Raw genomic sequence first — 25799 nt, forward strand, 5'->3', positions numbered from 1 at the left:
CACAGACCCGGGACGTGTTGCGGGCATCGTCGCCGACGAGTGTGCTGGCGACCGCGGAACTGCTTCGGCGCGGCGCCGAGAGCACGGTCCGCGAGTGCTTCGCGCGGGAACTCGAGGTGGCGGTGGGCATCAGCGCCACGCCCGATTTCGTCGAGGGTGTGCGGGCGGTGCTCGTCGACAAGGACCGCAGTCCGCAGTGGTCGCCGGCCCGCATCGAGGACGTGGATCCGGCGACCGTGGCGGCGTTGTTCGACGCCTGAGCGGCCGTCAGCGGTTGAAGCGCTGCGGGGCCTGCAGGTCGACGACGATCGGCTGGCCCCCGAGCGAGGCATGGATCTCGGGCTTCTCGAGGCCACCGGCGAGGAGGTATTCGCCGAGCAGCGTGAGCAGTTCGTCGTTGTCGATGGTCGGGTCGGCGTGTGATCCGGGGCCGCGTGAGGCGCGGGTGCTCATCTCGGTGTGTGCGAGACGGGCAGCGATGCGGACCGACGCCACACCCATCGAGTTGCGGCGCGACGGCGTCCCCGCTGCGGGCGTACCGAGTCCGGGCGTCACCGCGCCGAGTGGGTCGCTCGTGGCGCTGCCGGTTGTGGTGCCGTTGGTGCTGGTGCTGCTCACCAGGGAGGTCCCTTCGTTCGTGGTGCCGGCGCCCACCCCGCCGGCCGGGCTCACGTCGATCGCGGACTCACCCGCGGTGCTCGCCAGCGGTGTACTGCTCGGGAGCGGAGTGCTCGGCAGCGGGTAGATGAAGGTGCCCGACCGTTTCGGCGTGCCGCCTTTTGCGGCAGCATCGGTCTTCTTACCCGACGGCAACCCGTCCGTGGGTGAGGCCGATGAGTCGTCGTTCATTCTTGGGGCTCCCTGCTCCGCTCGAGCGTGCGTCGGCTCGACGGCAGCAAGGTACCAGCAATAGCCGCGGCCGTCACTACCCGGTATGTCCGGAATGCCCTCGCCGGTGCTCAGTCGGTTGCCGCGACCAACGGTTCGAGGGTGAGGTCGGGCAATTCCTTCTGGATGTACTGGAGCCGCCACTTGTCGCTGACGAGGGCGAGCAGCACTCCGTCGGACCGGGTGAACACCTCGACACCACGCTGGCGGTTGAGTTCGACCTCCGATGCGGGGTCGGTGCGGCGCGCGAGCGCGTATCCGAGCGGCTCGATCTTCGGGTCGACGTTGTACTCGGCCTTCATGCGTGCCGCGACCACCTCGAACTGCATCGGGCCGACCGCCGCCATCACCGGCGACGCGTCGCCGCGGATGTCGTTGCGCAGGATCTGCACGACACCCTCGGAGTCGAGCTGGTCGACGGCCTTGCGGAACTGCTTGTATTTCGAGGCGCTTTCGGCCCGCAGAATCGCGAAGTGCTCCGGCGCGAACGACGGGATCGGCGGGAACTCCACCTTCGGCTCCACGTACAGGGTGTGACCGGGGGCGAGCGCCGTCGCGTTGACCAAACCCACCACGTCGCCCGGATACGCGTTCTCGACCGTGGTGCGTTCGCGTCCGAACACGGTCAGCGCGTACTTGGTCGCGAACGGCTTGCCGGTCTGCGCGTGCGTGACGACCATGCCGCGCTCGAAGACACCCGACACGACGCGCATGAACGCGAGCCGGTCGCGGTGCGCGGTGTCCATTCCGGCCTGCACCTTGAACACGACGGCGCTGAACGCGTCGTCGACGTTGCGTGGTTTGTCGGCGATGTCGAGGCGCGCACCCGGCGGGGGTGCGAGTGCGACGAGGGTGTCGAGGATCTGCCGCACGCCGAAGTTGAGCATCGCGGACGCGAAGATCACCGGCGAGGTCTGGCCCGCGAGGAACATCTCCTGGTCGTGGTCCTGCCCGCTGGCCGAGAGCAGTTCCGCCTCCTCGGCGGCTTCGGTCCAGGTGTCGCCCTCCCGCTCGAGTGCCTCGTCGGGGGACAGGTTCTCCTCGGGGGCGATCTTCGCGCCGCCGGCGGTGCGGGTGAACCGGATGTACTCGACCGCTTCACCGGCCGCGTCGCCGGTGCCGCGACGCAGCAGACCGCGGAAGTCACCCGCGATGCCGACGGGCCAGAACAGGGGAGTGGGGGTGAGGCCGATGCGCTCGTCGATCTCGTCGAGCAGTTCGAGGGGGGCGCGTCCCGGCCGGTCCCACTTGTTGATGACTGTGATGACGGGGATGCCGCGGTGCCGGCACACCTGGAACAGCTTGAGGGTCTGCGGCTCGAGGCCCTTGGCCGCATCGATGAGCATCACCGCCGCATCGACCGCGGTGAGCACCCGGTAGGTGTCTTCGGAGAAGTCGGAGTGGCCGGGGGTGTCCACGAGGTTGATGACGTTGACGATGTCTGCGTCGCCGTCGGCTCCCGGCTCACCGGACTCGGGCGAGGAGTAGTTGAACTGGAGGGCGGTGGAGCTGACCGAGATACCGCGGGCCTTCTCCATCTCCATCCAGTCCGACACGGTGGATTTGCGTCCGGCCTTGCCGTGTACCGCCCCGGCCTCCGAGATCACCTTGGCGTGCAGCGCCAGCGCTTCGGTGAGCGTGGACTTGCCGGCGTCGGGATGCGAGATCACCGCGAAGGTGCGGCGTCGTCGCGCCTCGGCGAGGACCTCCCGCGAGGAGGCCGGTTTGCCGGCGTCGGTGGGACTGGCGGCCGGAGCCTGCGGGGTACTCAACGCGGGAAAACCTCTCGAAAATGGGGGTGTAAGGCCGGTCTATCGCTGACAACTCGTCTATGTTACTCGGCAATTCGGTGTCGTTTTCCGTGAGATTCGATCACGTTTACCGGCAAAGGCATTGCCAACGGCTCGTGCTGGCGCACTCTGGATTGCGACCACCGGATCGAGGAGTGTTTCGTGAGCAGATTCACCGACGAGATGTACGCGACGGCGCAGAGCAGCAAGCGGGCGCTTGTCACCGGCGAGCCGGATGTGCCGCTGCGACAGACCTGGGGGGAAATCCACGCGCAGGCCCGTTGCATGGCGGGAGCGCTCGCCGATGCCGGGATCGGCCACGGCGACGCGGTCGGAGTGCTGGCCGGTCTGCCCGTCGACATCGCCCCGGTATGCCAGGGGGTGTGGATGCGCGGGGGCAGCGTCACCATGCTGCACCAGCCCACGCCGCGCACCGACCTGGAGGTCTGGACCCGCGACACCGAGGTCGTGCTCCGGATGATCGACGCACGTGTCGTGGTGCTCGGGGCACCCTTCGACATCGCCGAGCCCCTGCTGCGTGAACGCGGCATCTCCGTCATCACCGTCGGGGAGATGCGTGAGGGCCGGCCCGTCGACCCCGTGGACACCGCCGAATCGGACATCGTGCTGCAGCAGCTCACGTCCGGTTCCACAGGATCGCCGAAGGCGGTGCAGATCACGCACGAGAACTTCTACGTCAACGCGTACGCGATGATGGACCGCGTCAAGTTCGCGCTCGACGACGACGTCATGATCAGCTGGCTGCCGCTGTTCCACGACATGGGCATGGTCGCGTTTCTCAGCGTCCCCATGCAGGTGGGGGCAGAGGTCGTGTCGGTCACGCCGGTCGACTTCCTGAAGGCGCCGCTGCTGTGGGCCGAACTGATCGGCAAGTACCGCGGAACCCTGACGGCCGCACCCAATTTCGCGTATTCGTTGCTTGCCCGGAAGCTGGCGCAGGCTCCGGACGGCGCCGTGGACCTGTCGTCGATGCGCTGGATGTGGAACGGTGCGGAACCCGTCGACCCCGAGACGATGGACACGCTCGCGGAGGCCGGTGCCCGCTTCGGTCTCGATCCCAGCGCCCTCGCCCCCTCCTACGGGATGGCCGAGACCACCCTCGCGGTGTCGGTGCCCGACCCGGGCCGGGGCATGGTGCTCGACGTGGTCGACCCCGACCTGCTCGAGGCCGGCGGTATGGCGGTGCCCAGCTCGCGTCCGCATGCCCGCCGGATGGCCACCCTCGGGCATCTCGTAGCGGGTCTCGAGGGCCGCGTCGTCGGGCGTGACGGGCAGGTGCTGCCCCAGCGCGGTGTCGGCATCATCCAGCTGCGCGGCAAGGCCGTCACGCACGGCTATCTCACCGTCGACGGCCCGGTGGCCGCGCAGGGTGACGACGGCTGGTTCGATACCGGTGACGTCGGCTATTTCACCGAGGAAGACCTCGTCGTGGTGTGCGGTCGTGTCAAGGACGTCATCATCATGGGCGGCCGCAACATCTATCCCACAGACATCGAGCGCGCGGCCTGCAGCGTCGACGGCGTGCGCCCCGGCAATGCCGTCGCGATCCGCCTCGACGCCGGCGACAAGCGCGAGTCGTTCGCGGTGGCCGTCGAAACCAACCGCATCGACGACCCCGACGAAGTGCGCCGCATCGAACACGAGGTCGTGCACGCGGTGTTCGCGGAGGTGGGGGCGCGCCCGCGCACGGTCGCGGTGCTCGGCCCCGGCAACATCCCCAAGACGTCGTCGGGGAAGCTGCGGCGCGGCAGCTCGGTGGCGCTGCTCGGCTACTGACGCTGCCCGTGCGCGGTTTCGGTAGTTCCCACTACCGGAACCGCGCACGGTCACGTCGGCCGGTCAGTGCACGCGGTTCTGCGCGCCCTCGAGGCCCAGCTTCAGCAGCAGCTCGGCCGCGTCGGCGCCCTCCTCGCACAGCACGTCCAGATCCTTGCGTTCGGCCGCCGAGAACGGCTTGAGGACGTAATCCGCCGGATCCTGCCTCCCGGGCGGGCGGCCGATGCCCATGCGCACGCGCAGATAATCCTTCGTACCCAGCGCCGACGACGTGGATCGCAGGCCGTTGTGGCCGTTCTCTCCGCCGCCCAGCTTGAGCCGAATCGTGCCGTAGTCGAGATCCAGTTCGTCGTGCACCACGATGATGTTCGACGGCTCGACGGAGAAGAACTTCGCCAGCGCCGCGACCGGGCCTCCCGACACATTCATGTAGGTGCGTGGTTTGGCAAGGATCACCTGCCGCCCGTCGAGGCGGGCCTGCAGTATGTCGGCGTTGCTGCGCTTGTGTGCGCCGAAGGTGCCGCCGACCCGGCCGGCCAGCGCCTCGACCACCATGAAACCGATGTTGTGGCGGGTCTTCTCGTACTTGGGGCCCGGGTTTCCCAATCCGACGACGAGTGCGGTGTCCTCGCTCACGTGCGTGTCCTTCCTGCAAAACGAGCACGCGGCGCGTCACCCCGTAGGGTGACACGCCGCAGGTGATCAGCGGGAGTCGTTGTGACTCAGGCCTCTTCGCTCTCGGCTCCGCCGGCCTCGGCCTCGACCTCGGCGCCCTCGAGCGCGTCGGCGGACGGCGCCTCGACGATGTTCACGAGCAGCAGCTCGGGGTCGTCCTGCAGGACCGCGCCGGCGGGCAGCTCGACGCCGCCGGCCAGGATCTGGGTGCCGGCAACGGCGCCCTCGATCGAGATCTCGACCTGGTCGGGAATGTTGAGCGCGTCGGCCTCGAGCTTGATGGTCGAGACCTCGTTGACGACGAGGGTGCCGGAGCCCGGGAGGCCGGAGACGACGAGGGGCACCTCGACGGTGACCTTCTCGCCCTTCTTCACCACGAGCAGGTCGGTGTGCTCGATGTAGCGGCGGATCGGGTGGACGACGACCGACTTGGTCAGCGCGAGCTGCTCGGTGCCGTCGATGTCCAGGGTGAGCACAGAGTTGGTGCCGTGGGCACGCAGCACGGCCGCGAACTCGAGGGCGGGCAGGCTCAGGTGCTGCGGATCGGTGCCGTGCCCGTACAGGACGGCGGGGACCTGACCGTCGCGGCGGGCGCGGCGGGCAGCACCCTTGCCGAATTCGTTGCGGACGCTGGCGACGAGACGGTTCTCGGCAGACATGATGTGACGGCTCCTACGCTGAAGGCTTGTTGCTGGTCGGGTGTTCTCGGCGAGTGGGCCGGCACGCGCGACCGGAGCGCACGCTCACAGGGCCGCAGCCGCGTCGATCACGGTGAACCAGCGCGTTCGCGGTTCGCCCTCGCCGAGACAACTCGAACCACTTTACAGGATGGCGCGGTGCAAAGCGAACAGCGGTCGACCGTCCGGTAGACGCCGGTCAACCTTGCGCAAGTTCGCGTACCGACGCCAGGAATCGGTCCACGTCCGCGGGGGACACGAAATAGTGCGGTGACGCCCGCACGACCGCGTCGAGCCGCCGCGCCGACATGTCCAGCAGGGTGGAGCTGCGGTGACTGACGGTCACCGTCACCGATCGGGCGGCCAGCTCGTCGCGCACCGACTGTGGGTCCCTCCCGTCGACGGTGAAGGACACGATGCCGCTGCGGGGGCCGCCCAGATCGCGAACGGTGACGCCAGGGATCCGCGCGAGCCCGTCGCGGGTGTGCTCCGCCCGGTACGCGACGGCGTCCGCGACGGCGTCGATCCCGAGCGCGAGCAGGTAGTCGACGGCGGCACCGAGACCGAGCCGGGCGGCCACGTCGGCCTCCCACATTTCGAAACGGGTCGCGTCGGGCGCGAGTTCGTACGAGTCCGGGGAGATCCAGGTGGCACTGTGCAGGTCGAGCATCGCCGGTTCCAGTTCGGCGATCAGTCGTGGCCGCACGTACAGGAAGCCGGTGCCGCGGGGCGCGCGCAACCACTTGCGTCCCGTCCCCGAGAGCGCATCGACGTCGAGCTCCGGAACGCTCACCGCGAGCTGCCCGACCGACTGGCAGGCATCGAGCAGCACCAGCGCGCCCACCGCGTGCGCGGCGTCGGCGACCTCGCGGACGGGGTTGACGAGCCCGCCGTTGGTCGGTGCGTGGACGACGGAGACGAGTTTGACCCGTTCGTCGAGCATGGCGCGCAGCGCATCGACGTCGATGCGGCCCTCTCCGTCCGACGGCACCGTCTCGACGGATGCGCCGGTGGCGCGGGCGCGTTGCAGCGCGGCCACGGCGTTCGCCGCGTACTCGGCCTGGGAAAGCAGTATCCGGTCACCCGGCCGTAGCGGTACCGCGTAGAAGAACGACGTCCATGCGCGCGACGCGCTGTCGGACAGCGCGAGGGTGGCCGCGTCCACGCCCAGGAGCCGGCCCAGGGACGACTTCACCGCGGCCAGGTCGTCGAGCCGCTCGTGTGCGGCCGCGTAACCGCCGACCTGCGCTTCGCGCTGCAGGTGCCCGATCACGGTGTCCAGTACCGGAGTGGGGGGCAGGGACGACCCGGCGCTGTCGAGAAACACTCGTTCGAAACACCCGGGGGTGTCGCGGCGGGTTTGCTGCAGGTCGAGCATGAACGTGCACCTCCGACTGGGGCCGAGCTCCGATGATCCGCGCGGGTACTCCGGAATCTAGCCGTCGCGACGCGACGCGTGGTCGTTCTCCGGGCGTCCGGCCGATGGGCGCGTTAGGCTCGTTCGTGACCTGGCCCAGTCGAGGGAGGGGGGACCGAGTGGTGATGGCGATCAACGCGGCGACGTCCCGTGTCCGCACCGAACTCCGCTCCCGGGCGGTCGCGGAGGAGCACGTGCGCCGCGCGAGCTTCAGGTTCGGTCCGCCGCGATTGATCGGGGTGGAGCTCGAGTGGCTCACGGCCCGCACCGATGGCACCGCCTCCCGGCCGGAGCTGCACTCGATCGTCGAAGCGCTCGGACCGCACGCCCCCAAAGCGGTGATGCCGTCGTCGTCGGAGCGTCCGTTGCCGTCGGGGAGCATCGTCAGTCTCGAGCCCGGCGGGCAGGTGGAATTGTCGAGCGTGCCGTGCGCGTCCGCCCGGCAGGTCTGCGACCGGCTCGCGGCCGACACCCGGATGCTGCGCTCGCTGCTCGCCCGCCGGTCGGTCCTGATGCTCGACAGCGCGACCGACGAGGTCCGCCCCCCGCACCGCTTGTTGCGCACCCCGCGGTACACGGCGATGGAACTGCGGTACGACCGGATCGGTCCGATGGGCCGGCTCATGATGAACAGCACGGCCGCGGTGCAGGTCAGCGTCGATGCGGGTGCGGACGAGCGCGAACTCGCCGACCGCTGGGACCTCCTCCACGCGATCGGTCCGGCGATGATCGCCGCATTCGCGTGTTCTCATGTGCTGCAGGGAGTCCCGGAAGGCGAATGGGTTTCGCAGCGGATGCGGTCCTGGTTGACGCTCGATCCGGGAATCACCCACTCGGTACCGGATCCGGCCGCGTATCCGGCATGGGCGGTCGATGCGCCGCTGATGTGCGTCAAGTCCGCCGGCTCGGAGTGGCACGCCCCGCCGGGCGCCTCGTTCGCCGACTGGCTCAGTGGTGGGCTCGACAGCGAGATCGGCCGCCGGCCCACGGCCGCCGACCTCGACTATCACCTGACCACGCTGTTTCCGCCGATCCGGCCGCGCGGGCACCTCGAGGTGCGCTACCTCGACGCCCAGCCCGGCGACTCGTGGCAGGTGCCGGTCGCGGCGGTCGAAGCGCTCCTCAGCTCGCCTGCCGTCGTGGCCGAAGCCGCCGCCATTGCCGAACCGGTGCGCGAATTGTGGTTCGAGGCAGCCGAGAAAGGTCTTGCGGCAATGGAGTTGCGGGCCGCTGCCGTGGGGTTGCTCTCGCTCGCGGCGGAAGCGTCCCCGGACATGCGGTTCACGACGGCGCTCGACGCGGCTGCGACGCGATGCCTGCGCGGACTGTCTCCGGGGGTGGACGCCAGGTGACCATCACACGCGCTCGACTGCGACGCGACCTCGAGCGCGCCCGCGACCGCACCCGCACGCTGACCGAGATACCCGATTCCGAACTGGTAGCGCAACATTCACCGCTGATGAGTCCACTCGTGTGGGATCTCGCCCATATCGCCAATCAGGAGGAGCGCTGGCTGGTGCGCGCCGCCGCGGGCCGCGAGGCGGTGCGCGGCGACGTCGACGGGTTGTACGACGCGTTCCTCCACCCTCGCGCCACCCGCCCCGACCTGCCGTTGCTCGGCCCCGACGACGCACGACGATATGCGGCGCACGTGCGCGAAACGGTATGGGATGTGTTGTCGAGCAGTGATTTCGGGGACGAACTGACTCGCGACGGGTTCGTGTTCGCGATGGTGGCCCAACACGAGCAGCAGCACGGCGAAACGATGCTCGCGACCCATCAGCTTCGGGACGGCCCGCCGCTGCTGTCCGCACCCGATGCGCCCCGCACGGGAATCCGGCCGACCCCGGAGCGTGTGCTGATTCCGGCCGGGGAATTCGAGATGGGCACCTCGGACGATCCGTGGGCGCTCGACAACGAGCGGCCCGCGCATCCGGTGTACGTACCCGCGTTCCAGCTCGAGACGGTGCCCGTGACGAACGCCCGCTACGTCGAGTTCATCGACGACGACGGCTACGGCCGTCCCGAATTGTGGAGCGAGGAGGGGTGGCGGCATCGGCAGGAGGCCCGGCTCACCGCGCCGCAGTTCTGGACCCGCGACACCCAGGGGCACTGGTGGCGCCGCCGATTCGGCCGCACCGAACCGCTGCATCCCGACGAGCCGGTGGTGCACGTGTGCTTCTTCGAGGCCGAAGCGTTCGCCCGGTGGGCGGGAGGGCGACTGCCCACCGAGCCCGAGTGGGAGAAGGCAGCGCGGTGGCACGCGGCATCGGGCCGCAGTCTTCGGTACCCGTGGGGTGAGGCCGAGCCGGGCCCCGAACACGCGAATCTCGGTCAGCGGCACCTCGGTCCGGCGGTGGTGGGTGCGTATCCCGACGGCGCGTCGACGCTCGGAGTACAGCAGTTGATCGGCGACGTGTGGGAATGGACGGCCTCGCGTTTCGAGCCGTATCCCGGTTTCCGGGCGTTCCCGTACCGGGAGTATTCGGAGGTGTTCTTCGGAGGCGACTACCGGGTGCTGCGCGGTGGCTCGTTCGGCACCGATCAGGTCGCGTGCCGTGGCACGTTCCGCAACTGGGACCATCCGATCCGCCGGCAGATATTCTCCGGTGTCCGTCTCGCCTACGATCCGCCGGAGGCTTCCGGAGCGTCGGATGTGTAGGCACCTGGGCTATCTCGGCCCGGCAACGTCGATAACGACACTGCTCAACGATGGTCCGCGCTCGCTGATGAAGCAGTCGTGGGCGCCGGCGGACATGCGCGGGGGCGGCACCATCAACGCCGACGGGTTCGGTGTCGTATGGTGGCCCGACGAAGGGCAGCTCGGCCGCTATCGGTCTGCTTCCCCGGTGTGGGCCGATCCGTTTGTCGCCGAAGGGCTTTCGGTGATCAATTCTCGCGCCGTGATGATCGCGCTGCGTTCGGCGACCGTGGGGATGCCGGTGGAACGCTCTGCCGCCGCGCCGTTCACGGACGGCCGGTGGGCGTTCAGTCTCAACGGTTTGGTTCGGGACTGGCCGGGGTCACTGGTCTCCCTGGCTGCGCAGTTGCCCGTCGCCGAACTGCTGCAACTCGAATCACCCACCGACGCAGCCACACTGTGGCTGCTGCTGCGGTCGCGACTGCGTGCGGCCGAACCGGAGGTCGCGCTGCTCTCCCTCGTACACGACGTGATCGCGCTCGCTCCCGATTCGCGGCTGAACATGCTGCTGTGCGACGGGGGCGGGATCTGGGCCACCGCCTGGTATCACTCGCTGTGGACGCTCGTCGACGAAAACGTCGCCGTCGTGAGTTCGGAACCGTACGACGACGACGAACGCTGGCAGCAGGTTCCCGACCGACACCTGGTATGCGCGATGCCGGGCAAACTGATCGTCACCCCGCTGGAGGTGCCCGCTTCATGATCGTGGATGTGTATCTCGCCCCCGACGAGCTCGACGAGGCGTTGCGCGCCGACGCGTACCGCGGCCTGACCGCGACACCCAAGCACTTGTCGCCCACCTGGCTCTACGACGCGCACGGCAGCGACCTGTTCGAGCAGATCACGCGGTTGCCCGAATACTTCCCGACCCGAACCGAATTCGCTCTGTTGCGCGCGCATGCGGCCGACATCGCCGACATGTCCCGTCCCGAGATCCTGGTGGAACTGGGCTCGGGATCGTCGGAGAAGACCCGGGTACTTCTCGACGCGCTCGCGCCGCACATCCATACGTACGTACCGCAGGACGTGTCCGAACCGGCGTTGCGCGCGGCCGTGAAGCTGCTGACCGTCGAGTACCCGGACCTGACCGTGCACGGTGTCGTGGGCGATTTCACCGCGTCGCTCGAGCACCTCCCGGGCAATGCCCCGTCGCTCGGCTCGCCGGGGTCCCAGGGCCGGCGCATGATCGCGTTCCTCGGCGGCACCATCGGCAACCTCGTCCCCGTCGAACGCGCCGAGTTCCTGTCCGGACTCGCGGCCATCCTGCGACCGGGGGAGGGGTTGCTGATGGGAGCGGGGCTGGTGACCGACCCCGATGTACTGATACCCGCGTACGACGACGCCGCCGGCGTCACCGCCGAGTTCAACCGGAACGTGCTTCGCGTACTCAACCGGAAACTCGGTGCCGACTTCGACGTCGAACGATTCACCCACCGCGCCGTGTGGGATGCCGAGAACGAATGGATCGAGATGCGGCTCGAGGCGACCGCGGACATGTCCGTGCGCATCCCCGCCCTCGACCTCGAGGTGACCTTCGAGACCGGGGAGCAGATGCGCACCGAGATCTCCGCGAAATTCCGTCTCGACGGGCTCGGGCGGGAGCTCGATGCGGCCGGATTCACCGTCCGCCACGAATGGGTCGATCGGCACGGGCGGTTCGCGTTGTTCGGCGCCGTGCGTCGCTGATCTCTGCCGCGCCGCTGACCTCTGCCGGAATGGACAGACCGAAGCCGCACGGGCGAGGCTGGACGGCATGACTTCGGTCCGGCCCACCCTCACCACCCCCGTCCTGCTGCTCATGGCGGCGGCGACGGGACTGTGTGCCGGCGGCAACTACTTCAATCAACCACTGCTCGAGTCCATTGCCGCCGCGCTCGGCACGTCCCATGCGGCCGCCGCAGCGACCGTGACCATTGCGCAGGTCTCCTATGCGCTGGGTCTGCTGTTCCTCGTGCCGCTGGGCGACATGCTGCCGCAGCGCCGCCTCGCGGTCACCCTCATGCTCGCGGCCGCGGCGGGACAGGGCCTCAGCGGGTTCGCACCGAACATCGGCGTACTCATGGTGGGCACGGCCATGGCGGGTCTGTTCTCCGTCGCGGCACAGGTGCTCGTGCCCTTCGCGGCCGATCTCGCAACGCCCGAGCGGCGGGGCAGCGCGGTCGGCACGGTCATGAGCGGCCTGCTCGTGGGCATCCTGCTGGCCAGAAGTGTCGCCGGCATCCTCGCCGAACTCGGCGGCTGGACCACCGTGTACCGCGTCAGCGCGGTGATCATGGTGGTCATTGCGGTGGCCCTGTGGCGGGTGCTCCCGGCGACGACGGCCACCACCCGGCAGGGATATGGGCAGACACTGCGGTCCCTCGGTTCCCTCGTCCGGACCCACCCGCGGCTGCGCAGCCGCGCACTGCTCGGTGCCCTGACCTTCGCGTCCGTCAGCGCGCTGTTCTCGACCATGGCATTTCTGCTTTCGGGCCCACCGCACGGACTCGGTGACCTCGAAATCGGACTCGTCGGGCTCGCGGGTGTGGGCGGGGCGGTCGCGGCGAATCTCGCCGGGAAACTGGCAGACAAGGGCTACGGGGCGCGCACGACCGCGGCCGGGGTGGTGGGTCTGCTCGCCTCGTGGGGTGCGCTCGCGGCAGGCGCGTCGTCACTGCTGTGGTTCGTCGTCGGGATGCTGCTGATCGATCTGGCCCTGCAACTGGTGCACGTCAACAACCAGAACATCGTCTACACCCTCGACCCGGCGGCCCGCTCACGCCTCAACTCGGTGTACATGACGACCTACTTCGCCGGGGCTGCATCCGGCTCGGCGCTCGGCGCGATCGCGTGGACCAACGCCGACTGGACCGGGGTCTGCATCCTCGGAGTCGCCCTCGGATCGTGTGCCGTGGTGGTGTGGGCCGTGGACCGGCGGATCGCGGCCGGCGACGACAAGACGCGCGCCGCGTCCACCGGGGATGTCTCTGCACCCCGGTAACCGGCACCGGTGAAGCGCCCGCAGCCGCTTTGCCGCCTCGGAGACTGCCCGGCCGGTTCTGTTCAGGCGGTGTGGTCTGCGCGCAGCGCCCCGGCGAGCTCACTGCGGTAGAACGAGAGGAATCCGTCCGGGTCGGGCCCGGCATTCATGAACACCAGGTGGTCGTATCCGGCATCCGCATGCTCACGCGCGAGATCGATATACGCCTGCGGCTCCGCTCCGCACACGAACTTGTCGAGCATGTCCTCGCGGCGCACCGTCGTCGTGGCGGCTTCGAAGTTGACCGGATTCGGCAGCTCGCTCATCACCTTCCATCCGGTCACCCCCCACCGGTTCGTGGCGAGGGCTGCGTCGGCAGCCTCGTCGGGGTCGGCGGCCCACGCCACCGACATCTCGACATAACGCGGGCCGGACCCGCCGGCCGCGTGATACTGCTCGACGAGTTCGGTGGACGGTTCGGTGGTGAACAGTCCGTCGCCCAACTCGGCGGCGAGTGCCACGGCCTCGGTGCCACCCGCAGCGACCAGGAGCGGTGGAAGGGTCTCGGGAAGATCGAACACCCGCGCGTCCTCCAGGTGCAGATAACGGCCCGAATAACTGTGGTAGCCCCCGGACCACAGCAGGCGGATGATCTCGAGTGCCTCACGCAGCATCAGCTGCCGGTCGCGCACGGCCGGGTATCCCTGTCCGACGACGTGTTCGTTGAGTCGCTCACCGGAGCCCACCCCCAGCGAGAATCGTCCGTCCGACAGCAGCGCGACGGTGGCCGCGGCCTGGGCCACGATCGCCGGGTGATAACGCACGGTCGGGCAGGTCACGCCGGTGGCGAGCCCCAGAGTGTCGGTGCGCGCGGCGATCGTTCCGAGAACCGACCAGGCGAACGGCGAGTGTCCCTGCACATCGAGCCAGGGATGGAAATGGTCGCTGATCTCCACGAAATCGAATCCGGCAGCTTCGGCGGCGATGGCCTGACGAACGAGTTCGTTCGGCCCGAAGGCCTCGGCGGCGAGCTTGTAACCGATGCGCACGTTTCCTCCTACCTCGGCGGGGACGTGCCGCACGGATACCCGGGCGCGAGGGTGGAAAACCGGGACATGCCGAACGCAACACCCGCCGAATCTCCGCCGTGCCTGTGTAGGGTCGCTTGGCAATTGATTGACGGATTGTTGGAATTCGGAGGTCGGAGTGCTCGATGTCGCGCGGAGCCGCGGAACGCGGCGGCGAATCCGGGCGGCACTGTCGACTCTGGTGATGGGACTGATGACCGGCTGCGCGACCGTAGCCGCGAGTATACCCACCACTGCGCCGGCCGCGGAACCGTCGCCGGTCCACCCTCATACGTACGGCCGGGACATCGCCCCGCCGGACAAGATGCTGCGTGAGATCGCCGAGCGCGTGCGCCGGATCGATCCGTGCGCGCTGATCCCCGAATCGGTTGTCGCGCCCTACGGTGAGGTGCGCCAGTTCGGTCCACAGACCCGGCTGGACTCGTGCACGGCCGTGGTGCATCCCACCGGCGGTAATCCGCTCGACGAACTGACGGTCGCCGTCGAGTTGTCGCCGCCGTCCGGAGACGAGGGGGAACGGGTCTCGGGGTTCGGCCGGAACGAGGTGTATCGCGTGCACGACACGCACGGCCGCACGTCGCAGTGCACGCTGCGCTTCGCGTTCACCGTGCCGGTCACCGTGGCGGTCGACGGTGCACCGCCGACGCGGTTCGGCACCGTCGAGGCGCAGCACCGGCGTGCGGAAGACTCCGCGGCTCCCGGCGCGGACGTGTGCGAGATCGCCGGGGACACTCTGCGGGTGACACTCGCGCGGATCCCGTCGTTGCCGGCACGCCCGGGCACCGGGCCGGGCAGAATCCGGCTCGCGGCCGCCGACCCCTGCGAGGTCATCGGGGGCTTGGAAGAGACCGAACTCCTTCACTGGCATATCGACTCGGCCCCGTACCGATGCGCGTTCCGCACCCTTACCGCCGACGGCGGACCGACGACGTGGAGCGTGTCCTTCGGACTGGAACCGGAATACATGCTCGTCGACGGCGACCATGCACAAGAGGTGAAGTTCGACGGGCGCAGCCTGTTCGTGCGCGGCGGCGACGGTTACTGCCGCGTCGCGGCGCCGGTGGCGGAGGTCGTCGACACCAACAGGCCGGGTGTGGCGGAGCACAGCAAGCCGTCGGGGCGCAATGTGCCGACCGTCGTCCTGTCGAGCGACACCGCCGAATGTGACCGATTGGTGCCGCTCGCTGCCGACCTCGCCGACCTCGCCGTGACGTGAGGTCTCGGGCCGGTCAGTTCGATGTCGCGCTCAGCCGCGCTTTCTCGAGCGCGGCGAGAGTGCGCAGGATCGTGGCCTTCTGCTTGTCCAGGTCGCTGCGCCGGGCGCGGGCGGCCAGACCGCTCTGCTCGGCGACGAGCGCGAGCTGCGCGTCGATCGTGGAGAGCTGGTCGAGCAGCGCGAGCGCGCGGGTCTGGATCTCGGAGACATCGACGGCACCGGTCTTGACCGGCTCGGCGGTGCGTGGAGAGGCGGCGCGGGAAGCCGAGGTGCGCGGGGACGACGCGCGCGAGGCGGACGGACGGGAAGGGGCGTGCTCCTCGACCACTGCGGCGGCGCGGGGACGCAGGGCCTTGCGCACGAGGGCGGGATCGGGCTGCTCGGCGAGACGGATGTCGTTGAGGACGCGGCGCGCATCGCGGGCGGCCCGACGATGCTCGTATTCCTCTTCGTCGTCGGACTGCAGGGTGCCGCCGATGGGACGCAACCCGTACATGCCCATGAACTTGCGGGCCTCGTCGACGACCGTTTCGTGTTCACGGCATGTGGCACAGCGAGGTTCGTTGCGGAACACCTCGACCGCGTCGGTGTCACCGCACCAGACGCACGCGCCCGGCGACCATCGTCGCGCTTTCCGAATTGTCGCGGTTTCCATGGGGGCCTCGAGAGTCTGCGCGTCGATCACGAGGAGCCACCTTAGGGGAAAACGGGGGGACTCCGCCGTACCGGCTCGAACGTGACCTGCGCGGAAGCGGTAGGTGCGTGACGAAGATCATGCTTATCCGGAGGGGACGCAAACCACTGGGGCGCACAGCTTTCCATACCGCTCGGTTTGATCGGTCACCGGGCCGTCAGCTGCCCGTCACGTTGCGGTCGCCCGGGTGAGCCACTGCACCAGCGGGCGGTAGGCGCGCCACGCCGTACGCACCTCGTCGAGAGCGCGTGGGGAGTCGAGCCAGGGCGGCGATACCTCCGAACGCCCGGCACTGAGCGTCCGGTGGCGCAGCAGGTCCAGACGCGGATGGTCGGGGGAGACACCTCGTGGCCGGGTTTTCAGCCGGTCGCCGCCGATTTCGTAGCCGGCGCGTCTCAGCCGTCGCACCAGCTTTTCCAGTTCGGCACCGCGCCGCTCGTCGTCGACCGCCGCCCGGTACGCCGCGAGCTGCGCCGCCGAACCGGAATAGAACCCACCGGCCGTGCGGATACCCGCCGCGTCGATCTGGACGTAGAAACCCACATTCGGTCCGGTCGGAACGAACCCGCCCTGATGGGTCTTGTAGGGCTTCTTGTCGGTGCTGAAGCGCACGTCGCGATACGGACGGAACGCCTTTCCGGGGCCGAACTCGTCTTGCAGGTCGGCGAGCAGGGCAAGCACCGGGCCGCGCACGCAGTCGTCGTAGACGACCTTGTGCGCGGCCCAGAACGTTCTGCTGTTGTCGGCCTCGAGATCCTCGTAGAAGTCGAGTGCAGCGATCGGGAAGCCGGTGAACACGGTGCCGTGGTTATGCGACGCCGGGGTTCAGGCGACGCCGTTGAACAACGAAGTCACCGAGCCGTTTTCGAACACCTCGCGGATGGTCTGCGCGAGCAGGGGCGCGATGGTCAGCACGGTCAGCGCGTCGAACTGCTTCTCCGGGGGGATCGGCAGCGTATTGGTGACGATGACCTCCTTCGCACCGCACGCCGCGAGACGCTCGGCGGCCGGATCGGAGAGCACACCGTGCGTGGCGGCGATGATCACGTCGCCCGCACCGGCTTCCCGCAGGATCTTCACGGCGCCGGCGATGGTGCCGCCGGTGTCGATCATGTCGTCGATCAGGATGCAGGTACGGCCTTCGACGTCGCCGACCACACGGTTGGACTTGACCTGATTCGGGACGAGCGGGTCGCGGGTCTTGTGGATGAATGCGAGCGGCGCGCCGCCGAGGGTGTCGGCCCACTTCTCGGCGACACGGACGCGGCCGGAGTCGGGGGAGACCACGGCGATGTTGTCGACGCCGTACCTGCCGCGGATGTACTCGGCAAGCTGGCCCTGCGCGTGCATATGATCGACGGGCCCGTCGAAGAAGCCTTGGATCTGGTCGGTGTGCAGATCGACGGTGATGATGCGATCGGCGCCGGCGGTCTTGAGCAGGTCGGCGATCAGGCGGGCCGAGATCGGCTCGCGGCCGCGGTGCTTCTTGTCCTGGCGGGCGTACGGGTAGAACGGCAGGATCGCGGTGATGCGCTTGGCGGATCCGCGCTTGAGGGCGTCGATCATGATGAGCTGCTCCATGACCCACTGGTTGAGCGGGTACGGGTTGCTCTGCAGCACGAACGCGTCGGAGCCTCGAACCGACTCGTCGAAACGAACGAAGATTTCGCCGTTGGCGAAGTCACGCGCCGTCTGGGGGGTCAGGGGGACACCCAGTTCCTTCGCGACCTGCTCGGCCAGCTCGGGATGTGCCCGGCCGGCGAAGAGCATCAAGTTCTTCTGATTGTCGATCCAATTGGTCACTGGTCCTGGCCGTCCTTTTGCCGATCGTGGTCGTGCTGCTGCTGTGCTTTCGAGGCTGCCTCGGCAGCCGCGGTTCCGGCGCGGTTTCGCTGGACCCACCCTTCAATATTGCGCTGTGGCGCACCCGACACAGCAAGCGCCCCCGGCGGGACGTCGCGGCGGAGCACCGTGCCGGCACCGGTGTAGGCGCCGTCGCCCACCGTCACCGGCGCGACGAACATTGTGTCCGAACCGGTCCGGACGTGGGAGCCGACCACGGTGCGGTACTTCTCGACGCCGTCGTAGTTGACGAACACGCTCGACGCGCCGATGTTGGAGTGCTCGCCGATCTCCGCATCCCCGACGTAGGTCAGGTGCGGCACCTTCGAGTGCGCGCCGATCTGGGCGTTCTTCGTCTCGACGAAGCCACCGAGTTTGCCGCACGCGCCGAGTTCGGTGCCCGGGCGAAGGTATGTGAAGGGGCCGACGGTGGCCTGTGCACCGATCACCGCTTCGAAGCCGTGCGTCCGAATCACGGAGGCACCCGCACCGACCTGCACGTCGGTGAGTGTGGTGTCCGGACCGATGACAGCGTCCTCCGCGATGGCGGTGCGACCGTACAGCTGCACTCCCGGGAGCAACGTGACGTCGGCAGCGAGGGTGACATCGACGTCGACCCAGGTAGAGGCAGGATCGACGACGGTGACGCCTTCGCGCATCCACCGCTCGAGGATGCGCCGGTTCAGTTCCGCGGTCAGCGCCGCGAGCTGTAACCGGTCGTTGACGCCGGCCACCTGCACGGAGTCGTCGGTGTGTACCCCGCGAACGGTGCTCCCGGCTTCGCGGGCAATCTTGATCACGTCGGTCAGGTACAGCTCGCCCTGGGAATTGTCGTCGCTCAGCCGGCCGAGAGCCGATCTCAGCGAGGCCGCGTCGAACGCGTACACGCCGGTGTTGATTTCGGTGATCGCGCGCTGGGCCGCGGTGGCGTCTTTTTCCTCGACGATCGCGGCGACGTCGCCGTCGGTGGTGCGCACGATCCGGCCGTATCCGGTGGGTTCGGGCACCGTTGTGGTGAGGACGGTGACGGCGGCGGGATCGGGGTCGGTGTGGGCCTCGAACAGTTCGCGCAGGGTGTCCGGGTGCAGGAGCGGGACATCGCCGGCGGTGACGAGCACCGTGCCGTCGAAGTCCGCGGGGAGTCCACCGAGTCCGCACTCGACCGCGTGCCCGGTACCGAGTTGTTCGTCCTGCACCGCGACCCGGATTTCACGGTCGAGGGTGGAGGAGATGCTGCTCACCGCGGCAGAGACTTCCTCGCGCTGGTGCCCCACGACGGCGACGAGATGCGCCGGATCGAGTGCGGCAGCAGCATGCAGGGAGTGCGCGAGCATCGTGCGTCCGCCGAGTCGGTGCAAAACCTTGGGGGTTTTCGAGCGCATCCGCGTACCCGATCCAGCGGCCAGGACAATGATCGCGGTCTGCACCTGCATAAAGCTCCCTCGAAGCGGTCCGGCTCACGCGCGACGGCGTGTAGACAGGGCACGAAGGCCCCGATGATCACCCGCTCCGCCGCCAGGACTCGAACCTGAACTATCTGAACCAAAATCAGAGGTGCTGCCGATTACACCACGGCGGACTGCCACAGCCCGGGCGCTCGCACGCCGGGCATGCGCCCCCGATCTTTGCACGAGATGCGAACGGAGTCGAACCAGGGTTCCCCTTCCCGGTTCGCACCGAGACAGCCGGTATGTCGATAGGCTGACGCGAGCCCGACCATGTCCGAATTCCGGCGTGGTGTCGTCGGACAGGAAGAGAAACAAGCGTGCCGCGATCGACGCAGAACCCGGCCGAGCGCACCCCGCGGATCCGGATGACCGGAACGCAACGCCGGGAACAGCTGATCGAGATCGGTCGTGCCCTCTTCGCAGAGCGCGGCTACGACGGTGCGTCGATCGAGGAGATCTCCCAGCGCGCGCAGGTGTCCAAGCCCGTCGTCTACGAACATTTCGGCGGTAAGGAGGGTCTGTACGCGGTGGTGGTGGACCGCGAGATGACCATTCTGATGTCGATGGTCACCGAGAGTCTGACCCGCAATCGGTCGCGCGTGCGGGTCGAACGGGCGGCGCTGGCGCTGCTCACCTACATAGAGGAGCGCACCGACGGCTTCCGGATCCTGGTACGCGATTCTCCGGTGGCGGCGGAGGAGGGCACGTACTCGTCCCTGCTGAACGAGGCGATGAGGCAGGTCGGGCAGTTGCTGGCGGGAGACTTCTCCCGCCGGGGCCTGAATCCCGAACTTGCCCCGCTGTATGCCCAAGCGCTGGTGGGCATGGTTGCGACCACCGCGACATGGTGGCTGGACGAGCGCACACCGTCGAAGGAAGTCGTGGCCGCGCATCTGGTGAACCTGTGCTGGAACGGGTTGACGAGGCTCGAGGCCGATCCGACCCTCGGGGCCGGCTGATTCCACGGCTCAAGAATTGCGGATTCGGAACTTTGGTTCCTGAGTGGTGGCAGGCTGATCGGTGTTATGGTTGCGCGCTGCTTTTGCATGGCACATAACCCGGGTCGATGTGAGGTGAACGTGCTGGTACGAGGACATGGCGTCGATTCGGTGGGCGTCGGACGCGAGCTGTGGATGCGGGAGCACTGATGGCGCGACAGGTACGCGCCGAAGTCACTCGCGACGCGGTCCTCCGCGGTGCCGCCGAGGTTTTCATGCGCCTCGGGTACGCCAACGCGAGTCTCAACGAGATCATCGACCAGGCGGGCGTGACCAAGGGCGCGCTCTATTTCCACTTCGGATCCAAGGAAGAACTCGCCCGGGGCGTCATCGATGCCGGCGCCGCCCGGTTCGAGGAGGCGGCCCGAGCCAAGCTGAATCACCGTTCTCCCGCGCTCGAGACGATGATCGAGGTGTCGGTCATCAACGTCGACCTGTCCGATTCCGATCCGATGGTCCGGGCGATGTTCCGGTTGCTCGTGGAGATCGGCGACTACCGAGGATTCGAAGCACACCCGTTCGACGTGTGGTTCGCGGCGATGCAGGGACTTGCCCGTCAGGCGCGGGAACAGGGTGACCTGGCCGACTACATCGACCCCGATGCCCTCACACTGCTTCTGCTGCAGTCCCTGATCGGGGCCCGAACGGTGTCCGCGGCGCTGGATCGGACCGATGGGCTCACCGAGCAGATCGAGGCGATGTGGTGCATCCTGCTGCCGTCGCTGGTACCACCGAGCAAGCTCGGGTACTTCCTGCAATTCGTTGCGCGCCGGTTGCGTAGCTGACAACTCCGTCGCATTCGACCCCCTCGCATTCGACTCCCTCGCATTCGCCCGCGCGGCGTCGGACGTTGCGTTCGGTACGTGTTCGGTGACAGCATCGCGGCCGTGACCTTCGGACCGTTCGACGCCGAGCACGCACCGATTGCACTGGCGCGCGTGCTCGACGACCTCGGCGCCGATGCCGTCGTCACCTTTGCGGCGGTGCCTCCGCTGCTGACCGTCGGGCAGGCCGCGGATGTGCTCGGCAGTTCCCGGAGCCATGTCGCACGCCTGATCGACACCGGTGCGTTGCCCGCGGAATTCCACGGTCTGCACCGCAGGGTGTCCCGCGCCGATGTGTCGGCTCTGGCCGACCGGCAGGATCGGATCAGGACCCAGGTGCTCGACAACCTGGCTGATCTGTCCCGCCGCGAGGGTCTGTACGACGAGTTCTGACACTTCGAGTAGGCAATTCGAGTAGGCAAGGGGTCCGATGCCGGTACGGGTGGTGTTGGGGGCGACCGCGCTGGCTCGCCCACGCGTGCGCGACGTCGCGCTGGCATTCGCGGAAGACGGGCTGTACCAACCTTTCTGGAGCGACGGCATCATCGCCGAGGTGGATCGCCGGTTGCCGCCGGAGTTGACGCGCCCGACCCGCGACTATCTGTTCGCCGAGCTCGACCGGGCCTTTCCCGACGCTCGTGTCACCTGGCCGACCACTGTGTTGCGCGAAGTGCCCTACGTCGTCGACCCCAAGGAGACCCACATGGTGTCGGTGGCGCTGCTCGCGCATGCCGATGCCGTGGTGACCGAGACGCGGGCTATCGCGGAAGCCCTCGAACGGGTCGACGTCGAGCCCTGGACGGCCGACGCGTTCGTCACCTTCGCCCTCGATGCCGACCCCGTGCAGGCGCAGCGGTCGCTGCTGAGAATGGTGCGGCGGCGCTGGCTCCCCCCAGCCGGCGACACGGCCGGGCCCGACGACGCCGAGCTGCTGCGCCGCGTCGCCGGATGGGCGCGCCGAGCTCTGGGCGACAGCAGCGCCGATCTGCTCGCGGGCTACGCGGCGGCACGGTGAGTTCGCCCGATACCCGTGCCGCTCCCGTGCCGCGTGTCGCGGGCACGGCCTAGACTCGACACGGTCTTCGTCTCACACTCAGGAGCGCCTTCCTTGTCTGCTGTGTCCCCGGCCGCCACCCCACTGTCCGGACTGGCGCGGATCGCGCTGGCCGACCCCCGGTTCCAGAGGGTCGCCCAGCTCGTCGGGTCCGCCGAACAGGCGCTGGTCGCACCACCCGCCGCCCGCCCGTTCGTCGCCGCGGCCGTCGCGGAGAAAGCGCCGCTGCTGGTCGTCACCGCCACCGGGCGCGAAGCCGACGACCTGACCGCGGAGCTGAGCGAGATGCTCGGCGACAGCGTCGCGCAGTTCCCCTCCTGGGAGACGCTGCCGCACGAAAGGCTGTCGCCGACCGCGGACACGGTCGGCCGTCGCCTCGAGGTGCTGCGCCGGCTGGCCCGCCCCGACGACCGCGACCTCGGACCCGAACTGCGCGTGATCGTCGCGACCGTGCGCTCGCTGGTCCAGCCGATGGCCCCCGGGCTGGGCGAGATCGATCCGGTCACGCTGCGTGTCGGTTCGGAACACGACTTCGACGGCCTGATCAACCGGCTCGTCGAGCTCGCCTACGACCTGGTCGACATGGTGGGCAAGCGCGGTGAGTTCGCGGTGCGCGGCGGCATTCTCGACGTGTTCCCACCCACCGCCGACCATCCCGTGCGCGTCGAGTTCTGGGGCGACGAGGTCACCGAGCTGCGGCCGTTCTCGGTCGCCGACCAGCGGTCGATTCCCGAACTCGAAACCGCCGTGCTCATCGCCACCCCGTGTCGTGAGTTCCTGCTCACCGACACCGTGAGGAAACGCGCCGCGCAGCTCGCGAAAGACAACCCGGCCGACGCATCGCTCGTCGACATGCTCGACAAGATGGCCGAGGGCATCCCCGTCGAAGGCATGGAAGCGCTGCTCCCGGTGCTGCAGACCGACGAGCTGCAGTTGCTTACCGACGTACTGCCGTCCGGCACGCACGTGCTGCTGTGCGATCCCGAGAAGGTGCGGACCCGCGCGAGCGACCTCGTGCGCACCGGCCAGGAATTCCTCGAGGCGTCGTGGACGGCCGCGTCGATCGGCGGTGCCGCACCGCTGGACGCCGCGAACCTCAACGGCGGCGACGGCAGGAAACTGGATCTCGGGGCGTCCGCGTACCGGTCGCTGCGGCAGGTCCGTGAGGCAGCGCAGGCGAGCGGTGTCCCGTGGTGGACGCTCAGCCCGCTCGCGTCCGGCGCCGACACCGAGACGGTTCTCGACGTGCAGTCGGCGCCTGAGGTACGCGGTTCCGAGGAGCTGCTGTCGATGCTGTTCGTCAGCCTGCGCGCGCACGTCACCACCGGCGGACGCGCGGTGATCGTCGTCGCCGGGACCGGCACCGGACTGCGGGTGCTCGAGCGGCTGAAGGAGAACGAGGTTCCGGCCGCGAAGCTCGAGCCGGGCGACGAACCCGTGCGCGGGCAGGTGGCCGTGGTCCGCGGTGCGCTGCACGAGGGGCTGGTCCTCGACGGCGACCCGGACAACGGGGTGCCCGGACTCGTGGTCGTCACCGAAGCCGACCTGACCGGCAACCGCGTCGTCACCGAGGCGCGCAGGACCCCCGTCAAGCGTCGCAACCAGGTCGATCCGCTCGCACTGACCGCAGGCGACTACGTCGTCCACGATCAGCACGGCATCGGCCGGTTCGTGGAAATGGTCGAGCGCACCATCGGGGGAGCCCGCCGCGAGTACCTGGTGATCGAATACGCCCCCGGCAAGCGCGGCCAGCCGGGCGATCGGTTGTTCGTGCCGATGGAATCACTCGATCAGCTCTCCCGCTATGTGGGCGGCGAATTGCCCGCCATCAGCAAGCTCGGTGGTTCCGACTGGGCGAATACGAAACGTAAAGCGCGCAAAGCGGTTCGGGAGATCGCGGGCGAGCTCGTGCGGCTGTACGCGGCGCGCCAGGCTTCGCCCGGTCACGCGTTCGCGCCGGACAGCCCGTGGCAGAAGGAGATGGAGGACGCCTTCCCCTTCACCGAAACCCAGGACCAGCTCACGGTGATCTCCGAGGTCAAGGCCGACATGGAGAAGCCGGTGCCGATGGACCGGGTCGTCATCGGCGACGTGGGATACGGCAAGACCGAGATCGCGGTGCGTGCGGCGTTCAAGGCCGTGCAGGACGGCAAGCAGGTTGCCGTCCTGGTGCCCACCACGCTGCTCGCGCAGCAGCACCTGCAGACCTTCACCGAGCGGATGGCGTCGTTTCCCGTCACGGTCAAGGGCTTGAGCCGGTTCACCGATCCCGCCGATTCGCGGGCCGCCGTGGAGGGGCTGGCGGACGGCACCGTCGATATCGTCGTCGGGACACACCGGTTGCTGCAGACGGGAATCCGGTGGAAGGACCTCGGCCTTGTGATCGTCGACGAGGAACAGCGCTTCGGTGTCGAGCACAAGGAGCACATCAAGGCGCTGCGCACCCACGTCGATGTACTGACCATGTCGGCGACACCGATCCCGCGCACGCTGGAGATGAGCATGGCCGGCATCCGTGAGATGTCGACAATCCTCACTCCGCCCGAGGAACGGCACCCGATCCTCACCTACGTCGGTGCCTACGCCGACAAGCAGGTGGCGGCTGCGATCCGGCGCGAACTGCTCCGCGACGGTCAGGTGTTCTACGTACACAACCGTGTCAGCTCGATCGACAAGGCCGCCAAGAAGATTCGCGACCTCGTTCCGGAGGCGCGGGTCGTGGTGGCGCACGGGCAGATGAACGAGGACACCCTCGAGAAGACCGTGCAGGGCTTCTGGGAGCGCGAGTTCGACGTGCTGGTGTGCACGACGATCGTCGAGACCGGACTCGACATCTCCAACGCCAACACCCTCATCGTCGAACGCGCCGACGCACTGGGCCTGTCGCAGCTGCACCAGCTGCGAGGCCGTGTCGGCCGCTCCCGCCAGCGTGGTTACGCGTATTTCCTGTATCCGCCGGAAAAGCCCCTCACCGAAACCGCCTACGACCGGCTCGCGACCATCTCGCAGAACTCCGACCTCGGCGCCGGCATGGCCGTGGCGATGAAGGACCTCGAGATCCGCGGCGCCGGCAATGTGCTCGGTGCCGAGCAGTCCGGGCACGTCGCCGGTGTCGGCTTCGACCTGTACGTGCGACTCGTCGGAGAAGCCGTGGAGGCGTTCCGGGCCGCGGCCGACGGCACACCGATCACGACGGACGAGGCGCCGAAGGAGGTGCGGGTAGATCTTCCGGTCGATGCGCACATCCCGGCCGACTACGTCACCTCCGACCGGCTGCGCCTCGAGGCGTACCGCAAGCTCGCGGCCGCGAACGACGACACGGCGATCACGGTGGTCGTCGACGAACTCGTCGACCGTTACGGTCCGCTGCCCCAAGAGGTGGGCCGACTTGTGTCGGTGGCGAAACTGCGCCTGCTGTGCCGCGAGTACGGCCTCGAGGAGGTCGCGGTGGCGGGCAGCCAACTCAAGATCTCGCCGATGGAACTGCCCGATTCGAAGCAGATGCGCCTGAAGCGAATCTATCCGTCGGCGCAGTACCGCGCGACCAGCGGTGTCGTGCAGTTGCCGCTTCCGCGCACGGGCGGTGTCGGCTCCGATCGGGTGCGCGACGTGGAACTGTTGCAGTACATCGCCGACTTCCTGCTTGCGATGGACGGTAAGCCACAGGGATCGGTCGATGTGCGTGTTGCCACTCCGGCGAATGCGTGAGGCGGGCGAACTCGTGAGGCGGA

At 68.5% G+C, this 25799-nt stretch carries 23 protein-coding genes and 1 tRNA gene; 13 read left to right on the forward strand and 11 right to left on the reverse strand.

Going from position 1 to position 25799, the window contains the following annotated elements:
* Positions 1 to 260, forward strand: a 260-nt coding sequence (locus Q8814_RS05685) for an enoyl-CoA hydratase/isomerase family protein (protein WP_330151048.1), incomplete at its 5' end; no start/stop codon positions are given.
* 7 nt (positions 261 to 267) lie between these two features.
* Here Q8814_RS05685 and Q8814_RS05690 read toward each other — a convergent pair.
* Complete coding sequence (locus Q8814_RS05690) at positions 268 to 849, reverse strand: hypothetical protein (RefSeq protein ID WP_330151049.1); 582 nt, start codon at positions 847 to 849, stop codon at positions 268 to 270.
* 110 nt (positions 850 to 959) lie between these two features.
* Entirely contained in the window at positions 960 to 2660 is a 1701-nt protein-coding gene (locus Q8814_RS05695) for a peptide chain release factor 3 (RefSeq protein WP_330151050.1), read from the reverse strand.
* A gap of 180 nt (positions 2661 to 2840) precedes the next feature.
* On the opposite strand from Q8814_RS05695, the gene Q8814_RS05700 reads away from it, so the two are divergent.
* The gene (locus Q8814_RS05700) at positions 2841 to 4475 is read left to right on the forward strand and encodes a fatty acyl-AMP ligase (RefSeq protein ID WP_330151051.1); all 1635 of its coding nucleotides are present in this window, start codon (positions 2841 to 2843) and stop codon (positions 4473 to 4475) included.
* Positions 4476 to 4538: 63 nt separating this feature from the next.
* Here the strand turns inward: Q8814_RS05700 and pth are convergent, their stop codons facing one another.
* The 3 genes from pth to Q8814_RS05715 form a co-directional block, all read right to left on the reverse strand.
* On the reverse strand, positions 4539 to 5111 hold the full coding sequence (pth, locus tag Q8814_RS05705; protein WP_330151052.1) for an aminoacyl-tRNA hydrolase: 573 nt from the start codon (positions 5109 to 5111) through the stop codon (positions 4539 to 4541).
* Between the two features lie 86 nt (positions 5112 to 5197).
* The gene (locus Q8814_RS05710) at positions 5198 to 5809 is read right to left on the reverse strand and encodes a 50S ribosomal protein L25/general stress protein Ctc (RefSeq protein ID WP_330151053.1); all 612 of its coding nucleotides are present in this window, start codon (positions 5807 to 5809) and stop codon (positions 5198 to 5200) included.
* A gap of 217 nt (positions 5810 to 6026) precedes the next feature.
* Entirely contained in the window at positions 6027 to 7205 is a 1179-nt protein-coding gene (locus Q8814_RS05715) for an aminotransferase class V-fold PLP-dependent enzyme (RefSeq protein WP_330151054.1), read from the reverse strand.
* Positions 7206 to 7369: 164 nt separating this feature from the next.
* Between Q8814_RS05715 and egtA the strand changes: the two genes are divergently transcribed.
* The 5 genes from egtA to Q8814_RS05740 all read left to right on the forward strand — a co-directional run bounded on the left by egtA (position 7370) and on the right by Q8814_RS05740 (position 12925).
* Complete coding sequence (gene egtA / locus Q8814_RS05720) at positions 7370 to 8596, forward strand: ergothioneine biosynthesis glutamate--cysteine ligase EgtA (protein ID WP_330151055.1); 1227 nt, start codon at positions 7370 to 7372, stop codon at positions 8594 to 8596.
* Positions 8557 to 9906 carry an ergothioneine biosynthesis protein EgtB gene (gene egtB, locus Q8814_RS05725; RefSeq protein WP_330151056.1) on the forward strand — a complete coding sequence of 450 codons (1350 nt, stop codon included), beginning with the start codon at positions 8557 to 8559 and terminating at the stop codon, positions 9904 to 9906. The genes egtA and egtB overlap by 40 nt, the downstream gene beginning before the upstream one ends.
* Positions 9899 to 10648 (forward strand): ergothioneine biosynthesis protein EgtC, encoded by a 750-nt coding sequence (egtC, locus tag Q8814_RS05730; protein WP_330151057.1) that lies wholly within the window; start codon positions 9899 to 9901, stop codon positions 10646 to 10648. Before egtB ends, egtC begins: the two co-directional genes overlap by 8 nt.
* Complete coding sequence (egtD, locus tag Q8814_RS05735) at positions 10645 to 11631, forward strand: L-histidine N(alpha)-methyltransferase (protein ID WP_330151058.1); 987 nt, start codon at positions 10645 to 10647, stop codon at positions 11629 to 11631. The genes egtC and egtD overlap by 4 nt, the downstream gene beginning before the upstream one ends.
* Positions 11632 to 11698: 67 nt before the next feature.
* Entirely contained in the window at positions 11699 to 12925 is a 1227-nt protein-coding gene (locus tag Q8814_RS05740; protein ID WP_330151059.1) for an MFS transporter, read from the forward strand.
* Positions 12926 to 12987: 62 nt separating this feature from the next.
* Here the strand turns inward: Q8814_RS05740 and Q8814_RS05745 are convergent, their stop codons facing one another.
* A complete protein-coding gene (locus tag Q8814_RS05745) occupies positions 12988 to 13953 on the reverse strand; it encodes a TIGR03557 family F420-dependent LLM class oxidoreductase (RefSeq protein ID WP_330151060.1) in 966 nt (321 codons plus the stop codon).
* Positions 13954 to 14176: 223 nt separating this feature from the next.
* Between Q8814_RS05745 and Q8814_RS05750 the strand changes: the two genes are divergently transcribed.
* A complete protein-coding gene (locus tag Q8814_RS05750) occupies positions 14177 to 15208 on the forward strand; it encodes a hypothetical protein (RefSeq protein ID WP_330151061.1) in 1032 nt (343 codons plus the stop codon).
* A gap of 13 nt (positions 15209 to 15221) precedes the next feature.
* Here Q8814_RS05750 and Q8814_RS05755 read toward each other — a convergent pair whose 3' ends face one another.
* From Q8814_RS05755 to Q8814_RS05775, 5 genes are all read right to left on the reverse strand, one after another.
* Positions 15222 to 15893: a hypothetical protein gene (locus Q8814_RS05755; protein ID WP_330151062.1), complete on the reverse strand. Its 672-nt coding sequence runs from the start codon at positions 15891 to 15893 to the stop codon at positions 15222 to 15224.
* 177 nt (positions 15894 to 16070) lie between these two features.
* Positions 16071 to 16700, reverse strand: a complete 630-nt coding sequence (locus Q8814_RS05760) for a DUF2461 domain-containing protein (RefSeq protein WP_330151063.1) — start codon at positions 16698 to 16700, stop codon at positions 16071 to 16073.
* 27 nt (positions 16701 to 16727) lie between these two features.
* Positions 16728 to 17705, reverse strand: coding sequence for a ribose-phosphate diphosphokinase (locus Q8814_RS05765; RefSeq protein ID WP_330151064.1), 978 nt, complete (start codon positions 17703 to 17705; stop codon positions 16728 to 16730).
* Positions 17702 to 19177: a bifunctional UDP-N-acetylglucosamine diphosphorylase/glucosamine-1-phosphate N-acetyltransferase GlmU gene (gene glmU / locus Q8814_RS05770; RefSeq protein WP_330151065.1), complete on the reverse strand. Its 1476-nt coding sequence runs from the start codon at positions 19175 to 19177 to the stop codon at positions 17702 to 17704. The genes Q8814_RS05765 and glmU overlap by 4 nt, the downstream gene beginning before the upstream one ends.
* A gap of 74 nt (positions 19178 to 19251) precedes the next feature.
* A tRNA-Gln gene (locus Q8814_RS05775) sits at positions 19252 to 19323 on the reverse strand.
* 234 nt (positions 19324 to 19557) lie between these two features.
* Between Q8814_RS05775 and Q8814_RS05780 the strand changes: the two genes are divergently transcribed.
* The 5 genes from Q8814_RS05780 (at position 19558) to mfd (ending at position 25776) form a co-directional block, all read left to right on the forward strand.
* Complete coding sequence (locus tag Q8814_RS05780; RefSeq protein WP_330151083.1) at positions 19558 to 20151, forward strand: TetR/AcrR family transcriptional regulator; 594 nt, start codon at positions 19558 to 19560, stop codon at positions 20149 to 20151.
* A gap of 188 nt (positions 20152 to 20339) precedes the next feature.
* The gene (locus Q8814_RS05785) at positions 20340 to 20975 is read left to right on the forward strand and encodes a ScbR family autoregulator-binding transcription factor (RefSeq protein WP_330151066.1); all 636 of its coding nucleotides are present in this window, start codon (positions 20340 to 20342) and stop codon (positions 20973 to 20975) included.
* A gap of 78 nt (positions 20976 to 21053) precedes the next feature.
* Complete coding sequence (locus Q8814_RS05790; RefSeq protein WP_330151067.1) at positions 21054 to 21407, forward strand: helix-turn-helix domain-containing protein; 354 nt, start codon at positions 21054 to 21056, stop codon at positions 21405 to 21407.
* Between the two features lie 37 nt (positions 21408 to 21444).
* A complete protein-coding gene (locus tag Q8814_RS05795) occupies positions 21445 to 22029 on the forward strand; it encodes a PIN domain-containing protein (protein ID WP_330151068.1) in 585 nt (194 codons plus the stop codon).
* Between the two features lie 93 nt (positions 22030 to 22122).
* On the forward strand, positions 22123 to 25776 hold the full coding sequence (gene mfd / locus Q8814_RS05800) for a transcription-repair coupling factor (RefSeq protein WP_330151069.1): 3654 nt from the start codon (positions 22123 to 22125) through the stop codon (positions 25774 to 25776).
* Positions 25777 to 25799: the final 23 nt, after the last annotated feature.

The organism is Rhodococcus chondri (assembly GCF_036327435.1).
GTDB classification, from domain to species: Bacteria; Actinomycetota; Actinomycetes; order Mycobacteriales; family Mycobacteriaceae; genus Rhodococcus; species Rhodococcus chondri.

What these genes read in the sequence shown, in the direction of transcription:
- egtA (WP_330151055.1), top strand. Translation starts at nt 7,370, where the DNA reads ATGGCGATCAACGCGGCGACGTCCCGTGTCCGCACCGAACTCCGCTCC.
- Q8814_RS05795 (WP_330151068.1), top strand. Translation starts at nt 21,445, where the DNA reads ATGCCGGTACGGGTGGTGTTGGGGGCGACCGCGCTGGCTCGCCCACGC.
- Q8814_RS05780 (WP_330151083.1), top strand. Translation starts at nt 19,558, where the DNA reads ATGACCGGAACGCAACGCCGGGAACAGCTGATCGAGATCGGTCGTGCC.
- egtD (WP_330151058.1), top strand. Translation starts at nt 10,645, where the DNA reads ATGATCGTGGATGTGTATCTCGCCCCCGACGAGCTCGACGAGGCGTTG.
- Q8814_RS05740 (WP_330151059.1), top strand. Translation starts at nt 11,699, where the DNA reads ATGACTTCGGTCCGGCCCACCCTCACCACCCCCGTCCTGCTGCTCATG.
- Q8814_RS05715 (WP_330151054.1), bottom strand. Translation starts at nt 7,205, where the DNA reads ATGCTCGACCTGCAGCAAACCCGCCGCGACACCCCCGGGTGTTTCGAA.
- egtC (WP_330151057.1), top strand. Translation starts at nt 9,899, where the DNA reads ATGTGTAGGCACCTGGGCTATCTCGGCCCGGCAACGTCGATAACGACA.
- Q8814_RS05750 (WP_330151061.1), top strand. Translation starts at nt 14,177, where the DNA reads ATGGGACTGATGACCGGCTGCGCGACCGTAGCCGCGAGTATACCCACC.
- egtB (WP_330151056.1), top strand. Translation starts at nt 8,557, where the DNA reads ATGCCTGCGCGGACTGTCTCCGGGGGTGGACGCCAGGTGACCATCACA.
- glmU (WP_330151065.1), bottom strand. Translation starts at nt 19,177, where the DNA reads ATGCAGGTGCAGACCGCGATCATTGTCCTGGCCGCTGGATCGGGTACG.
- Q8814_RS05710 (WP_330151053.1), bottom strand. Translation starts at nt 5,809, where the DNA reads ATGTCTGCCGAGAACCGTCTCGTCGCCAGCGTCCGCAACGAATTCGGC.
- Q8814_RS05785 (WP_330151066.1), top strand. Translation starts at nt 20,340, where the DNA reads ATGGCGCGACAGGTACGCGCCGAAGTCACTCGCGACGCGGTCCTCCGC.
- Q8814_RS05690 (WP_330151049.1), bottom strand. Translation starts at nt 849, where the DNA reads ATGAACGACGACTCATCGGCCTCACCCACGGACGGGTTGCCGTCGGGT.